The organism is Veillonella sp. (genome assembly GCF_032470285.1).
Taxonomy (GTDB): Bacteria; Bacillota; Negativicutes; order Veillonellales; family Veillonellaceae; genus Veillonella.
This window is the reverse complement of sequence record NZ_JAWEKP010000005.1, coordinates 26,446-41,312: the sequence shown is the minus strand read 5'-3', so window position 1 is coordinate 41,312 and position 14,867 is coordinate 26,446. Positions and strand designations below refer to the sequence as shown.

At 35.8% G+C, this 14,867-nt stretch carries 13 protein-coding genes and 3 tRNA genes; 15 read left to right on the top strand and 1 reads right to left on the bottom strand.

What is annotated here, in order from left to right:
• The first annotated feature begins 66 nt into the window (after window positions 1-66).
• The 12 genes from E7B10_RS07080 to E7B10_RS07025 all read left to right on the top strand — a co-directional run bounded on the left by E7B10_RS07080 (window position 67) and on the right by E7B10_RS07025 (window position 9,457).
• Window positions 67-1,779 (top strand): hydantoinase/oxoprolinase family protein, encoded by a 1,713-nt coding sequence (locus tag E7B10_RS07080; RefSeq protein ID WP_287510924.1) that lies wholly within the window; start codon window positions 67-69, stop codon window positions 1,777-1,779.
• Window positions 1,769-3,187: a histone deacetylase gene (locus E7B10_RS07075; RefSeq protein WP_287510927.1), complete on the top strand. Its 1,419-nt coding sequence runs from the start codon at window positions 1,769-1,771 to the stop codon at window positions 3,185-3,187. Before E7B10_RS07080 ends, E7B10_RS07075 begins: the two co-directional genes overlap by 11 nt.
• A gap of 163 nt (window positions 3,188-3,350) precedes the next feature.
• Entirely contained in the window at window positions 3,351-4,106 is a 756-nt protein-coding gene (gene rph / locus E7B10_RS07070; RefSeq protein ID WP_316055553.1) for a ribonuclease PH, read from the top strand.
• A 1-nt stretch (window position 4,107) separates the two neighbouring features.
• Window positions 4,108-4,683 carry an XTP/dITP diphosphatase gene (locus E7B10_RS07065; protein ID WP_004693587.1) on the top strand — a complete coding sequence of 192 codons (576 nt, stop codon included), beginning with the start codon at window positions 4,108-4,110 and terminating at the stop codon, window positions 4,681-4,683.
• 66 nt (window positions 4,684-4,749) lie between these two features.
• Window positions 4,750-5,247, top strand: a complete 498-nt coding sequence (locus E7B10_RS07060) for a metallophosphoesterase (RefSeq protein WP_004693585.1) — start codon at window positions 4,750-4,752, stop codon at window positions 5,245-5,247.
• A gap of 77 nt (window positions 5,248-5,324) precedes the next feature.
• Window positions 5,325-6,107, top strand: coding sequence for an adenosylmethionine decarboxylase (gene speD, locus E7B10_RS07055; protein WP_004698372.1), 783 nt, complete (start codon window positions 5,325-5,327; stop codon window positions 6,105-6,107).
• A gap of 288 nt (window positions 6,108-6,395) precedes the next feature.
• Entirely contained in the window at window positions 6,396-7,601 is a 1,206-nt protein-coding gene (locus E7B10_RS07050) for an NADP-dependent malic enzyme (RefSeq protein ID WP_004698365.1), read from the top strand.
• Between the two features lie 380 nt (window positions 7,602-7,981).
• Window positions 7,982-8,058 (top strand) — tRNA-Pro (locus E7B10_RS07045).
• A 10-nt stretch (window positions 8,059-8,068) separates the two neighbouring features.
• Window positions 8,069-8,142, top strand: a tRNA-Gly gene (locus E7B10_RS07040).
• A gap of 105 nt (window positions 8,143-8,247) precedes the next feature.
• Window positions 8,248-8,324: transfer RNA gene (locus E7B10_RS07035), tRNA-Arg, on the top strand.
• A gap of 193 nt (window positions 8,325-8,517) precedes the next feature.
• Window positions 8,518-8,736: a helix-turn-helix domain-containing protein gene (locus tag E7B10_RS07030; RefSeq protein ID WP_004698325.1), complete on the top strand. Its 219-nt coding sequence runs from the start codon at window positions 8,518-8,520 to the stop codon at window positions 8,734-8,736.
• Window positions 8,729-9,457, top strand: coding sequence for an MvaI/BcnI family restriction endonuclease (locus E7B10_RS07025; protein WP_004698379.1), 729 nt, complete (start codon window positions 8,729-8,731; stop codon window positions 9,455-9,457). Before E7B10_RS07030 ends, E7B10_RS07025 begins: the two co-directional genes overlap by 8 nt.
• Before the next feature lie 5 nt (window positions 9,458-9,462).
• Here the strand turns inward: E7B10_RS07025 and E7B10_RS07020 are convergent, their stop codons facing one another.
• Window positions 9,463-11,679 carry a helix-turn-helix domain-containing protein gene (locus tag E7B10_RS07020; RefSeq protein ID WP_004698358.1) on the bottom strand — a complete coding sequence of 739 codons (2,217 nt, stop codon included), beginning with the start codon at window positions 11,677-11,679 and terminating at the stop codon, window positions 9,463-9,465.
• A gap of 122 nt (window positions 11,680-11,801) precedes the next feature.
• On the opposite strand from E7B10_RS07020, the gene E7B10_RS07015 reads away from it, so the two are divergent.
• The 3 genes from E7B10_RS07015 to E7B10_RS07005 all read left to right on the top strand — a co-directional run bounded on the left by E7B10_RS07015 (window position 11,802) and on the right by E7B10_RS07005 (window position 14,719).
• Entirely contained in the window at window positions 11,802-12,494 is a 693-nt protein-coding gene (locus E7B10_RS07015) for a DNA/RNA nuclease SfsA (RefSeq protein ID WP_004698378.1), read from the top strand.
• Between the two features lie 144 nt (window positions 12,495-12,638).
• Window positions 12,639-13,769 (top strand): hypothetical protein, encoded by a 1,131-nt coding sequence (locus E7B10_RS07010; RefSeq protein WP_316055552.1) that lies wholly within the window; start codon window positions 12,639-12,641, stop codon window positions 13,767-13,769.
• 44 nt (window positions 13,770-13,813) lie between these two features.
• The gene (locus E7B10_RS07005) at window positions 13,814-14,719 is read left to right on the top strand and encodes a hypothetical protein (protein ID WP_316055551.1); all 906 of its coding nucleotides are present in this window, start codon (window positions 13,814-13,816) and stop codon (window positions 14,717-14,719) included.
• The last annotated feature ends 148 nt before the right edge of the window (window positions 14,720-14,867 follow it).

Here is a 14,867-nt window from a genome sequence, read left to right as displayed (position 1 = left end):
AATGGAGTTTTCTTTACTACGTTTTGAGTTTGTATGGATTCTTTATTAATACTAAAAGGAGGTTATATGTTACTAGGGTTAGACGTAGGTGGAACTTTTACCGATGCGGTTATCATTGATGCCCATCGTGTAGTGGCAACTGCGAAGAGGCGGACTACAAAGGATAATCTAATGAATGGTATAGGTGAGGCCTTAGATGCGGTTTTGGAGGGCTATGATACATCAAATATTGAACAAGTAACCTTATCTACTACCGTGGTGACAAATACCATCGTAGAAGCGAAGGAGCAAGTAGTAGATCTCTATGTGATTACAGGTCCAGGCCGTAATGTAGATGATATATTCCCCGTGGAACCTATATATCTTCAAGGTTATACAGATCATAGAGGTATCGTTGTAGAGCGTACCCCTGCTGATGCTGTACGTGGTATAGCCAACATGGTTCAAGCACGTAGTGGTACCGATTTGGCTGCTGTGTCCGCTAAATTTGGGGTGCGGAATCCTCAAGAAGAACTATCTATTACAGAGGAATTGAAAAATACGTATCATACAATTTCTAATGGCAGTTTATTAAGTGGTTCTTTAAATTTCCCTCGTCGTACTATTAGTGCTTATTTTAATAGCGCTGTGACACCCGTATTTACGGTGTTTAAGAAAAATGTTGAAGATGCTCTCAGTGCACGGAATATATTGGCTCCACTTCACATTTTAAAGGCCGATGGTGGTTCTCTACCTATGGAGCATATGGTGAGTCGTCCAGTAGAGACTGCCTTTACAGGCCCTGCTGCAACAGTTCTTGGACTATCGGCTCTCGGCGTTATAGGTAATAAGCATACAGTGGCTCTAGATATTGGGGGTACTACAACGGATATATCCCTTTGGAAGCATGGTAAACCATTGATGACAAAAAATGGTGTATCTATCCGTGAGTATCCAAGTGCAGTGCGATCCTTTGCCGTTACTTCCGTCGGTATTGGTGGGGAATCTGTAATTCGCCTTAAAAATGGTAATCTTACCGTAGGTCCTGAACGAGTGGGACCATCAGTGGCTCTAGGTGGTATAGAACCTACCTTGGGGGATGCACTTATCGTGCTCGGTCATGCAAACTATGGTGACTTTAATCTGGCATCACGAGCTTTACAAGATTTAGCGGATGCTATACAGGCTACATTACGATCTAAAAATGTAAATACCTCAAATAATCAATTAACTCTTATTAAGACTGCCTCTGATGTAGCACGACTAATCGTAGAAAAAGTGTTGCAAACGATTCAACATGGTATTAACGAGGTCGTAAAAGTAGAAAATAAACGACCTATTTATGTGGTAGCAGATATTGTAAATCCTGATGTATTTGTACCAGAACATATCGTTGTGGTAGGGGGCACAGCACCAAGTTTAGGTCCGAGTATCGGGGAGTATCTAGAGTTACCTGTTACGATTCCTGAGAATGCTGCCGTAGCAAATGCTATAGGCGCTGCACTAGCTTTATCTACCATCGAACTCACTGTTCATGTAGACACAAAACGTCGGTTGCTAGTCATTCCTGAATTAGGTGTTAAACAAAAAAACTGTACTTTGAAACGAGCGGAACAAGTTGTGGAACGAGCAAAAGAAACTCTTAGTGAAGAGGCGATACGTTTAGGTTTAGATACGGTGCAAGAGATAGAGGTCATTAACATTGAGGATTTCCCTGTAGTAGAGGGATGGCAATCTATGGAGCGTTTAATTACTGTGAAAGTACAACTGGCGGCGGGGGTGAAACACTATGTGGAATAAAGGACTATCCTATCGAGAGCGTCATGGTATTCTGAATATGGATACTAAACAGGATGAGGCTACGAGCTCTACTATTAATAAAGCTAAATATCATCACAGTTTAGGCCTTGTCTTTTTCCCTGCTTTTGACTGGAAAATTTCTGAAACACATCCTGAACGACAAGAGCGTTTACTCTATACGCGAGATCAAATCGTAGAGGAAGGTTTATTAGATATACCCAATATTAGAGAATATAATCCAATAGTAGCGGATTGGGATACAATAGAGCGAGTTCACGTTGGCGCTCCAGATTTAGAGTCTTGGGTGACGGAAGCCCATCGTGTATCTGCTGGAGGTGCTATTGCGGCAGCTGATGCGGTCATACGTGGTGAAGTAGACCGTGCTTTTGCGTTAGTAAGACCACCAGGTCACCATGCAATGGCTATGGTTCATGGTATTCGCGGCTTCTGTACGATTAATATTGAAGCCGTTATGATTCAACACATACGTCAAACTTATGGAATCAAACGCGTTGCCGTAGTAGATACCGATGTACACCATGGTGATGGTTCTCAAGATGTGTTTTACCATGATCCTGATACGTTGTATATTAGCTTCCATCAAGATGGACGTACTTTATATCCTGGCACAGGATTTATGGATGAATTTGGTGGACCTCAGGCCATCGGTGGTAATATAGATATTCCACTACCGCCAGGTACCGGTGACGAAGGCTTGATGAAGGTCATGCGTGAGCTTGTATTGCCTATCCTTGAAGAGTTTGATCCAGATATTGTCATTAATTCGGCTGGGCAAGATAATCACTTTAGTGATCCGTTGGCTAATATGCAGGTAACTGCAAAGGGCTATGCAGAGCTAGTCGATTTATTACAAGCAGATATAGCAGTCTTAGAAGGAGGCTATTCCGTACAGGAAGCATTACCATACGTGAATACAGGTATCATTTTATCCATGGCAGGCCTTGATTACAGTAAGGTCGTAGAACCTGCCTTTGACCCTGTTAAATATAAGCAAAGTCAAAGTGTAACAAATTATATAGATGAGCTTATCGCTAAGTGGAAGGTACAATGGGCTAATCGATATCGTATAGCAGAAGAAGAACGTGCTAGTGTAGGTGATATTTGGTCAAATCGTTACAATGTGTATTACGATGAAACGGGCGTACAAGAGGAGCGCCTTGAAAGGGTGCGCATGTACGAAGACAAGGTAGGCTGGTATAGTGTACTTTCACGAGGACAATATGGACCGTATGGACCGCAAAGCGTATATGCTATGTTCATCCCTTGGCAAGCAGATGAAGGAACGCGTCAAGATGCTATTGTAGAAGCAAAACGAGCCAAAGCAGAAGGGGGAGCTAGCCGTTATGTTGTGGTGGATCCACTCGGCAACGGCCAATATGAACTATAATGTTAATCTCCGTAAATGATAACGCCAGTTATCATGTTAGAATCGCGAATTACAATATAATTCGTAATGCTAAAAAATAGTAAAATTGTGATATAATATAAGTAATAACGCCCCTTTGTGTAAGGGGCGTTCTAATATTTAGTTTTAGAATGGTGAGGTTCCTATGCGCAGTGATAATAGAACAGCGGGTCAATTGCGACCTACTAAAATAACACGGAATTTTACAGAGTTTGCTGAAGGTTCTGTACTTATTGAGTGTGGTAAGACCAAGGTTATCTGTACGGCTACTGTTGAGGATTCTGTGCCACGCTGGCTAAAAGGTTCTGGGCAAGGATGGGTAACTGCGGAATACTCATTATTGCCACGTTCTACGCAAACTCGCGTGAGCCGTGAGGCTGCAAAGGGAAAACAAACAGGACGGACTGTAGAAATTCAACGCCTTATCGGTCGTGCTTTGCGTGCTGTCGTAGACCTTGAAGCACTTGGCGAACGTTCTATCACTATTGACTGCGATGTGATCCAAGCGGATGGTGGTACACGAACAGCATCTATTACAGGCGCCTTTGTAGCCCTCGTTGATGCGGTGGACTTCACCTTTGGCGGAGCTGGCAAATTTCCAATTACTGACTTCTGTGCAGCCATCTCCGTAGGTATTGGTCCTGACGGTCCTATTACGGACCTTTGTTACGAAGAGGATAGTGCAGCCATTGTAGATATGAATGTAGTCCGTACCGGTTCTGGTAATATGGTTGAAGTACAAGGTACAGGGGAACACGGTACATTTAATCGTGATGAGCTTAACGCTTTACTTGATTTAGCAGAGGCTGCTACAGATGAGCTCATGGTTAAACAACGTGAAGTACTTGGTGCGACAGCAGATAAAGTAGGTAAAGAGTATCCTACAGCTCCGGAGGTATAAAATGGAACAAATTGTGCTTGCTACAGGCAATAAAGGAAAAATTCGTGAGTTCTCTGAGGCTTTTTCCCATTTATCTATCGATTGTGTACCTGTAAAAGCTGTGATTTCCATTGAGGAGCCTGAGGAAACTGGTACAACCTTTATGGAAAATGCTCTGTTGAAGGCTCGTTACTATGCGAAGGCTACGAATCGCCCATGCCTTGCTGATGATTCTGGCATTACGGTTGATGTCCTCAATGGTGCACCAGGTGTATATTCTGCGCGTTATGCAGGTCGTCATGGTGATGACAATGCAAACAACGAGAAGTTAATTCGTGAACTACAAGGGAAAAGTAACCGTACAGGTCATTATGTATGCGCTTTAGCGCTTGTATATCCTGATGGCCGAGAAGTTACTGCGGAAGGGTATTGTGATGGACTCGTTCAAGATGAGCCAAAAGGGGAGAATGGCTTTGGCTATGATCCGTACTTCTATGTGCCTGAGTTTAAAAAGACTATGGCAGAGTTAAGTATAGAAGAGAAGGAAACGATTAGTCATCGTGGCCGTGCACTACGTGAATTAATTAACAAGCTTTGATATTTTCGAACTATATGGTATAGTTCATATAAATATATAATATAGTGGCATTAGAGATTAAATACAATGAAACGAATTGGCATTTTAAGTGACACTCATGGGTATCTAGAGGATATCGACCTCGTTTTGGCTGCTACTGCTGATCAAGACATCGATATGTGGCTTCATGCTGGCGATTTTGGAGATGACGCACGCTATATGCAGGAACATACGGATATTCCTGTATATGCTGTGCGTGGGAACAACGACCGTGTGCAACCGCTTGAACCACGAGAGCAATTAATTCCTCTTGAAGATACCTATATTTACATGACACATGGTCATGAGGTATCATATTACAATCGAATACAAAAACTGATTGAGTTAGGAACTGACATGGGTGCACGACTCATCGTGTCCGGTCATAGCCATCATCATGGTGAGGTTCGTGCCCGTGATGCGGTATTTGTAAATCCTGGCAGTATTTCTTTGGCTCGTGATCGCTCCGGTGGTACCTTTGCCATCGTTACCTACGATAATGGACAGTTTGATGTAGAGTTTGTGTATAAACAAGATATTGTTTAGTTATATGGTGAAAGCTTCGTTTGCGAAACTTTCAAAAGAAATAGTAAGTCTATGCATGGAAAGGGTTATGACATATCATGGATACACCAGTTAAAGCAAAGCCTAAAATGAAGTTATATGGTTTTAACAATCTCACAAAGACATTGAGTTTTAATATTTATGATATTTGTTATACTCGTACGGAAGAAGAGAAAAAACAATACATTCAGTACATTGATGAAGTATACAATGCGGATCGTTTAACGGCTATTTTGACGGAAGTTAGCCATATTATTGGCGCTAACATCCTTAATGTAGCGAAACAAGATTATGATCCTCAAGGTGCATCTGTTACGATTTTGATTTCTGAAGAGGAAATTGAAAAAGAAGATGTAGTTATGCATCTAGATAAATCGCATCTTACTGTACATACTTATCCTGAAAGCCATCCGCACAAAGGGATTAGTACATTCCGTGCCGACATTGAAGTTTCTACATGTGGACAAATCTCACCGCTAAATGCACTGAATTATTTAATTCAAAGTTTTGACTCTGATATTCTTACCTTGGATTATCATGTGCGTGGTTTTACTCGTGACGTATCTGGTAAGAAAATTTATATCGATCATCGTATCAATTCCATTCAAAATTACATTAGTGCAAAAACTCGCAACATGTACAACATGATTGATGTAAATGTATATCAAGAAAATATTTTCCATACAAAGATGATGTTAAAAGAATTTGATTTAGATAATTATCTCTTTGGCATCACTGAAGCTGAGTTGAGCGATCGTGAAATCAAGCAAATTAAACATCAATTAAAACAAGAAATGATGGAAATCTTTTATGGACGTAATTTGCCATCTGTGAAAGCTTAAAGACCGCTTTTATAACATTGTTGTGACAGCTTTTAGCGTATAATACGAAGATAGATTTGAAGTAGATAAGCCTTATATGGTTTATCTACTTTTTTATAATTTACTTTATAACTATTAGAGCTTAATCTTTATTACTACTGGAGCTTAATGATAGTAGTTTTTAAAAATTTCGAAAAACTATATCGAAAAAACTTGAATTATGATTTAGCATTTTGTATAATACAATTAGTTAAAGGTATAAATTACCGACTCTAAAGAGTCCGAGTGTATCCACAAAGGAGAATTGTTATGGACGTACGTGAATTAGCTGTACAAAAAAAACGTGAATTAAAAGGTTTCCTTACTGTAGGAACTAAATATGAATTAAAAGACGCTCATGATTTATCTGTAGCTTACACACCAGGTGTAGCAGAACCATGTTTGCGTATTAAAGATAATGAAGCAGAATCCTTCGAATTAACTTGCCGTTCCAACATGGTTGCCGTTGTATCTGACGGTACTCGTGTACTTGGTCTTGGTGATATTGGCGCTGCAGCAGCATTGCCAGTAATGGAAGGTAAATCCTTATTGTTCAAAAAATTCGGTGATGTAGACTGCATTCCATTGGTTGTAGATACAAAAGATGCTGATACATTGATCAATACAGTAAAATTATTGCAAAAAAACTTTGCTGGTATTAATTTAGAAGATATTTCCTCTCCTAAATGCTATGAAGTTGAAAATCGTTTGAAAGAAGAATTGGAAATTCCTGTATTCCATGATGACCAACACGGTACTGCAATTGCATGTTTAGCTGGTGTAAAAGGTGCTCTTCGTTTAGTTAAAAAAGATTTAGCTACTGCTAAAATCGTTGTAAACGGTGCTGGTGCTGCTGGTGCAAACATTGCTCGCTTATTGTACCTTGCAGGTGCTCGTGATATCACATTGTTGGTATCCTCTGGCGTATTGCACAAAGACTACAAACGACTTGACTCTTTGCAAGCTGAATTGATTGATTTGCTCAAACTTGAAGAAAAACATGGCAACTTGGCTGAAAATGCTAAAGGCGCCGACATTCTTCTTGGTGTATCTGCAGCAGGTGCTTTCACAAAAGAAATTTTGGAAAACTTGGCTGACGATGCAATCGTATTTGCAATGGCTAACCCTAACCCAGAAGCTACATATGCTGATATGAAAGCTGCTGGTATCCGCGTTGCTGGTACAGGTCGTTCCGACGCTCCTAACCAAATCAACAACGTAGCAGTATTCCCTGGCGTATTCCGCGGCGCTATCGACGTTCGTGCGGCTCAAATCACTGACGAAATGAAATTAGCTGCTGCTGACGCTTTGGCTCACTTGATTCCTGATAGCGAATTGAACGAAGAAAACGTAATGCCATCCGTATTCGATCCTCGTGTAGCTCCAGCAGTTGCTAAAGCAGTTGCTGAAGTTGCTGTAAAACAAGGTATCGCAAAAAATCCTCAAGTAGTAGAAGATGGTAGCTACGAAGGTTAATCTATTTGCTTTACTAGCATTTTAAAATCTTATATAACTATAGAACAATACAACATGCACCTCGAAAGGGGTGCATGTTTTTATATGCTTAATTAAGCATATGATTGGCTTTATACTATTAGGGCGAATAATTTATAGATTAAAATGATATGGAGGCGTAGGCGTATAGGATAATAGAAGTAAGGATAGATAAATATTAAAGAATGTATTAATGTATAAGTAAAAAAATTAATGAAGTTGTAAAAAAGTACTTGTCACTAGTTTCTATCAATGATATAATAATTTTCGTTGCAGAGCGATACTCGAGAGAGTAAGAACTCAGCAAGAGTAGTGGTTGACATCAACTACCGGGTTTGCTATAATAGCAAAGTAATTAATGACGGGGCATAGCGCAGTTTGGTAGCGCACCTGGCTTGGGACCAGGGGGTCGCAGGTTCGAATCCTGCTGCTCCGACCATTTTTTATTTGCGGGTGTAGCTCAATGGTAGAGCCCCAGCCTTCCAAGCTGGTCGCGAGGGTTCGATTCCCTTCACCCGCTCCATTTTTTTTTGCCTTTTTTAGGGTATACTAAGATAGGGTGTAGTTGACGATACATAGTACATAATTTATACTATAATAGATAATTACATATATAGGTAATCCACATGGTTCAGTAGCTCAGTTGGATAGAGCAACGGCCTTCTAAGCCGTGGGTCGGGGGTTCGAATCCCTCCTGGATCACCAAAGAAATAAGCGGATAGTTCATAATGAGCTATCCGTTTTTTTATAAACTTTAGTAGTTTTATTAGTAATTATTTAATATTGAATATAATATAGCTATTTTAAATTTGATTTTGAAATGGTGCATAGAATGAAACTTATTGTCTGTAGACATAAAGAGTGCATTTTTAGAAAATAATCTTAGGAGGTAGAAATAATGTTATTAAGAGATATTTTTAGGGCTAATCTGAAATATTATCGATTAAAAGCAGATATTTCTCAAGAAGCATTGGCAGCTAAAGCGGGATTGCATCGCACCTATATTAGTTCCGTAGAACGGGGACTACGGAATATATCAATAGATAATATAGATAGAATTGCTAATGCGTTAGGGATTCCTGTAATTGATTTGTTAAGGGAGCGTAAAGATGATTGAAGATTTAGAAGATTTTATTGATGCTTTTGATGAAGTAAAATTATTAAATTGGGTGCAAACGCATAGAAGTGGTCCTACTGGTGTTGGAAAAACCTTGGAAGATTTATTGGAAATACCAGAAAACAATCTTGATGAACCCGATTTTGGTGAGTACGAATTAAAAGCTGCTCGAAAAAATAATAATAGTATGTTAACAATGTTTACTAAAGCGCCAGAACCAGCTAGATCTAATAGGGTATTATTAGATAAGTTTGGCTATAGTAGTGATAAATATGATAATGGTAAGAAAGTACTTCATGCAACTTTATCTGCGGATAGATTTACAAATATTGAAGGGTCGGGAGTTCAATTAAAGCTTCATTGTGATGAAGAAAAAATCTCCATTCAATCAAATGATAGAATAGAAGATATTTATTGGAGTAAAGATAATTTAGAAAAAGCTTTTAATAAAAAGTATAAGAATAAATTAGTTTATGTAAAATCAGATAGCAGAGGCACTGGAGATAAAGAAGAATTTAAGTATCTTGAAGCGTATTTATTGTCTGGATTTGACTATGATTCTATGATTAACTTTCTAGAACAAGGAATAATAAAAGTAGATATTAGAATAGGCCAATATTCGGATGGGCGTATTCATGATCATGGCACTGCATTTAGACTAGCGACTAAGGATTTTCCTCTAATGTTCCAAAGTGAGTTATTGGATAGCAAAAAGCTGTAGGATTCCTACAGCTTTTTTAGTATAACAATATATTCATTTAGCATTGTTGAAATAGTTGCTCCAGCTTTGTTAGATGGAGAATTTTTTGAAGGCATTACTTTGTTGTGAATATTACGAGTAAATGTCGTAATGTATTGTAGATTATGAGCTTGCGCTAATTCCGCTAAAATTTTATCAGTTTCTAAATAAACCTCTTTGACGGTTCTATTACCAACTACCCAAAATTGATAGGTTCCCTTCTTGGATTTTTTTGAGGTTGCTTCTAAGCACATATCTAAATCTTTATAGAAGCTAAATACATCTCCAGAACGTTCTAAATCTTTAGAAACAATATTATTTAAAGCCGTTTTTAAAGTTGGACTAGATAACTCATAAGCATATCCGTTTCTATATTTAATACCCCCCATAAGTTTATTATCTAGTTTCATGCTTTCGTTACTAATATCGTCTTTATTTTCTAAAAAATCATTCCATTGTAGTGTAAGACGACTAAATTGACCATAAGCTACTGTAGTACGGCTATCTCCATATGGTGGAGAAGTTATTAGTAAATCTATACTATTATCAGGAACACTTATTAACTCTTTAGCATTATCTAGTTTGATATGTGAATTAGAGGGGGATAAGGTTTTTGTTTGGGTATAAAACTCCTCCATTTTCTTGATGTTTTTTAGTAAAATTGAATAAAAAGTATCGAGAACATTTGGATTGAAAGTTATTATTTTCTCTACGGGCATTCGATACATTTTAAATTCGCCATTTCTTCTATTAGAGACTAATCTTAGTAGTTCGCTAAAGGCAACAATATAGAATTTTTTGAATTCTATATTGTTAACTTTTTGTATTTCTTGAGCAATTAGTGATAACTCTAATAGTATATTAGGTTTGAACCAATAACCTATATTTTTAAAGTTTGGTACATTTAGTGTTGAACGTTTTTGTTGTAAAAATTGCTTTATATAGGCTGGAGCATTTTCACCCCAAGTTTTTTTGTCGGTTATATCTAAGTTTTGGGATAGTATAAAATCATCAATAGTATCAAGTATTTCATTATGATATTTATAATTAGAGTTAATAGATTCTTGTAAAACTTTAAAGTCTTGGCTGAGTTTCTTTGGAGATAAAGCATTTGATTTGACTTCTGTTAATAAAATAGCTAAAGGATTCATATCTGTAGCATAAATGTTAGGAATTCCTGCCAATACACCTTCTACTGGGACAGTCCCAGAGCCGCTAAAGGGATCGAGTAACGAGTTAATAGGATATATCTCTTTTACCTTCGATATGATATTTCTACTGATAGGATAAATCATTGTAGCGGGATATGTATGTAATCCATGCGTGAAAGCATTTGTATCTTCGTTTTTAAAGTCCCAAAAATTTTCTGGTAACTCCTTCAACCATTGAATTAGTAAACAGTCTTCCTTTGTGTGTTTAGGTGTATTTTTCACAGGGGTTAAATCCTTTTCCTTTAATTTCTTAGGTGATAGCTTTGCTGTACTAGTTTTTACTTCTACAGTACAAATTGTGTCGTTATGCCAGCCTCCATGTGGAACTAATAATATGCGTTTTATAGTAAAACCATTTGAGGCGCCAATGCCACCACTATTCCAACCGAATGTTATAACTTTTCCATTTAATTTTAATATACGTGAAATTTCTCTCTTATGATTGGACCAGAAGGAGGATTTTGTTGTATCCCAAGTTACACTTAATCCCACATTATTGTAACATTCACTTACTTGCCGGGGAGAGTATGGTGGATCATATAAAATTCCATCTATGGAATTATCAGGAAATAATTTTAAAAAATCTAAAGCATCCATATGATAATCTGTATCGTATTCAACATTTAAGTCATTAGTTATGGTTGCTAGCTTATTAGAGTTGGCAAATGGATCAATCCAAATTCCTTCAGTTAGTTCATCAAATATTAATTCTTTTATAGGTTTTATAGAAAATGTGTTTTTATTAGGCATAGCCCATTTTCTCTCTATTATTGGGGCGATTAGTTTTTCTGATTCTTTTGAATGTGAATCTTTATTTCTTTGAGATATTTTTTTTCGCCTGCCATCGTAGGGCTTTTCTGCATCTTCTGGAATGGCCCAACTCCATCCAAATTTTTGTGCGCCTGGGATTCTATTTTCGTTGCATAGTTTGGTTAAACGGCGTTCGCTTATAGACCAAAGTTCTGCAGCTTTCTTTATAGTCATATAACTCATAGATAAACTCCTTAGATAATTTTAATAAGCTAATATTATTCTTTTCTCGGAATAATGTCAAGATATATATGAGGGTTTATTATTGTTTCAAAATGTATATAATTTAATGGAGTATATTTTATATGAGTGTGGATAATATAAATTTTAACAGAAACTTGATTATTGGAGAGTTTATTAAGGAAGGAAAATTTCGATTTTCTGGTACAGTGAAAGTAAATAATAAAATAGAAGACTGTTATATTGCCAGTAATTGTAAGTTAGGACAACTTATCAATTTAAATGGGGAAGAAGTATGGTTAAAATCTATTAAGAAAAAAAGTAAATTTAAATATATGCTTTATGCCGTAAAAAAAGAGAGAGGTCCTATCTTATTAGAATTGCAAGCAATAAATGTTATAATTGGAGATTATTTAAGAAGACAAAGAAAATTTGAGAATTTAAAAGGCGAGATTTCTTATGAAAAAACTTTAGGGAATGGTTATAGAGCTGATTTGTATATATCTAGTCAAGATATAATTATTGAAGGTAAGACAATATTATCTGAAGATAAAGTTGCTAGTTATCCAAATGTTAAGATGGAGAGAGTAATCGCTCAACTACAAAAAATTAAACTCTTATTAGAAGAAGGTCATAATGTTTATTACTGGTTTGTGAGCTTAAACCCTTTATGTAATAGACTTTTTCTTAATGAGGAAAGTAATGATTTTATTGAGCTGATTACTGTGTGTAGGAAAATGGGGATGAAGATAGTTTTTTCGACCTTAAAATATGATATAGAAAAAGGTTTTTATATTAATAGGAGTTGCTTGTTGTAATGGGATAGAATATTTTTTTTAGATAAGTGAAAGTTAGAGCTGAGGGCTAGTTATATTGGATTTTTTGTAAGAGGAGGGGTCTCTTATTTATTACTAAATTAACTAATTTATAGATATGTAGGTAAGATATATAGGTGGGGAATGATGAGTGATAATAAAAATGCGTTAGCATCATATGTTACTTTTAGACAGTTATTTAAGAGTAATACTAATGAGATTTTTTCAATTATTACAAAATTTATAGAATATATTATAGTACAACGTAATTGGCAGTCCTTTCGTGCTGAAGAGATACAAAAAGCTTTAAAAGATGAATTCGAATTTGATTTTCCTGAGGCCGTTATTAAGACTTGTCTTAATAAAAGTGAATTACTAACTCTTTCACATCAAGTTTACTATAGCGCTGATACGATTACTAATAAAAAAGATACTCATATTATTAAGTATTTTGATGAAGCAAAAAGACTTGGCGAAGTTGTAATCTCTCGATTAAATACATTCATCTTAGAACATGAACATACGGTAGATCAAAATAGTGTTATTAAGGCATTTGCTGATTTTATTATTAATGATGATAGAAAGAATAACTATTCTAAGTATATAAGTGCATTTATTTTGAAAAATAAAGATGATGATGAAGTAAGGCGATATATTGAACTTTTATCTGAGGGTTGTATTTTATATACAGGATTAAACTATAATGCTGATATATCTAATAGTATGATATGGTCAGAACCAATAGTCATTTGTTTGGAACAAGAAATTTTGTTTTATTTAGCAGGGTATAATGGGCATGTATTCAAGAAGTTGATTGAGGATTTAGTTAAATTAATAAACGAGATGAACAAAAAGGCTAAAAAATATGTAATAAAACTAGCATATTTTCCTGATACCAAAACGGATATACAAGCTTTTTTTTATGCTGCAATAAAAAAATTAAAGAATCATTCGTATCCTACTGTAGAACAAGCGGCCATGAATTATATTTTATTGGGATGTAATGAAGAGGCAGACATTATTGAAAAGCAGAGTGATTTCTTTGAAATGCTAAGTCAATATGGTATTACGGAAATAGATATATCTAATGTAACAAATTCAGAATTAACGGAATACAATGCTATTGATATAAATTTAGGACGAGAGTTAGAACAACAGCAGATTCCTTATAGATATATAGAGCATCTAAATAATATAAGTCTACTTCGTAGAGGATCGGAGACGACAGATTTAAAAAAGCAAAATTTATATTACTTACAGAAACTCGAAAGATATTGAGTTTAAGTCAACGAATTTGCTCACAAGAACCTTCAAAAAATAAGATGCCACTAGCTTTTACGATGGGGGCTATTACTAGGCGTTTATGGTTTGACCTTAATAAGGGCTTTGGGGGTAACGATATTCCTTCTAGTATGGATATATGGATAAAGTCACAATTGGCTTTATCTACTGAGTTAGATGAGTCTATTGCTGAACAATATAGAAAGGTAAAAAGCCGCTTTGATAGTGGTGATTTAGATGAAGCAGGTGTTAAGCGTTATATTGTTGCATTAAAGGAAAATTATAAGACCCCCGATGAAATAGATAGTATCAACGTGGATGATATTTTATTTTTGATTAAAGAAGAGTCGATTGAAGAGTTACAAGCACGATATGTAGAAAATGAGCGAGAGTTAGCAGAGATAAAACGCGAAAATATAGAAATAAAAGAGTATATTAATAAAAAAGATTCTCTTATTGAAAAGCACTCTGAAGATTTATTTAGTAAAGATAATGAAATTAAGATGTTAAAAAAGCAACGAATTGATGATTTACATGATCAGTTAGAAGAAGTCACAGATAAATTAAATGATCTGGAGAAAAGGAGGGCATCTTTAGAAAGCTGTTGTCTAAGGATTAGTATGTTTTTAGATTTTATTATATTATTAATTATAGGGGTGATGATATTTGGAATAATGGGATTGTTTTATCGGAATAATGAATATATTAGACTGTCTATAGGAGTTGACAATTATATGGCAATTCAGGTAACTGTTTCTACTTTAATACCTATTGGCGGAGCATTACTAAATAAGCATTTGTCATATATTGATTGGTATAATAGATTAAGTCAAAAACTAGTTAACTGTTGTTTTTATAAGAAGATAAGTAATATAAATCAGGAAATATCAAAACTACAATTAAAAAAACGAAAAATTAATGAGAAAATTAAAGAATTAAAGGTTTAAAGCAATGAGAAAGTCATTGATTTATAAGAAATAATTCAAAAGTTCAAAATTAATTACCCACTATAAACCCAGTATTTATCTGCATTCTTGGTACATAAATCAAATTAGTCAAAATAAAAGTCAAAAAAAGTCAAAAAATTTACTTTGA

Bases quoted from the DNA above. Each gene is read 5' to 3' on its own strand.
- E7B10_RS07080 (WP_287510924.1), top strand. From the start codon at position 67: ATGTTACTAGGGTTAGACGTAGGTGGAACTTTTACCGATGCGGTTATC.
- E7B10_RS07075 (WP_287510927.1), top strand. From the start codon at position 1,769: ATGTGGAATAAAGGACTATCCTATCGAGAGCGTCATGGTATTCTGAAT.
- rph (WP_316055553.1), top strand. From the start codon at position 3,351: ATGCGCAGTGATAATAGAACAGCGGGTCAATTGCGACCTACTAAAATA.
- E7B10_RS07065 (WP_004693587.1), top strand. From the start codon at position 4,108: ATGGAACAAATTGTGCTTGCTACAGGCAATAAAGGAAAAATTCGTGAG.
- E7B10_RS07060 (WP_004693585.1), top strand. From the start codon at position 4,750: ATGAAACGAATTGGCATTTTAAGTGACACTCATGGGTATCTAGAGGAT.
- speD (WP_004698372.1), top strand. From the start codon at position 5,325: ATGGATACACCAGTTAAAGCAAAGCCTAAAATGAAGTTATATGGTTTT.
- E7B10_RS07050 (WP_004698365.1), top strand. From the start codon at position 6,396: ATGGACGTACGTGAATTAGCTGTACAAAAAAAACGTGAATTAAAAGGT.
- E7B10_RS07030 (WP_004698325.1), top strand. From the start codon at position 8,518: ATGTTATTAAGAGATATTTTTAGGGCTAATCTGAAATATTATCGATTA.
- E7B10_RS07025 (WP_004698379.1), top strand. From the start codon at position 8,729: ATGATTGAAGATTTAGAAGATTTTATTGATGCTTTTGATGAAGTAAAA.
- E7B10_RS07020 (WP_004698358.1), bottom strand. From the start codon at position 11,679: ATGAGTTATATGACTATAAAGAAAGCTGCAGAACTTTGGTCTATAAGC.
- E7B10_RS07015 (WP_004698378.1), top strand. From the start codon at position 11,802: ATGAGTGTGGATAATATAAATTTTAACAGAAACTTGATTATTGGAGAG.
- E7B10_RS07010 (WP_316055552.1), top strand. From the start codon at position 12,639: ATGAGTGATAATAAAAATGCGTTAGCATCATATGTTACTTTTAGACAG.
- E7B10_RS07005 (WP_316055551.1), top strand. From the start codon at position 13,814: ATGCCACTAGCTTTTACGATGGGGGCTATTACTAGGCGTTTATGGTTT.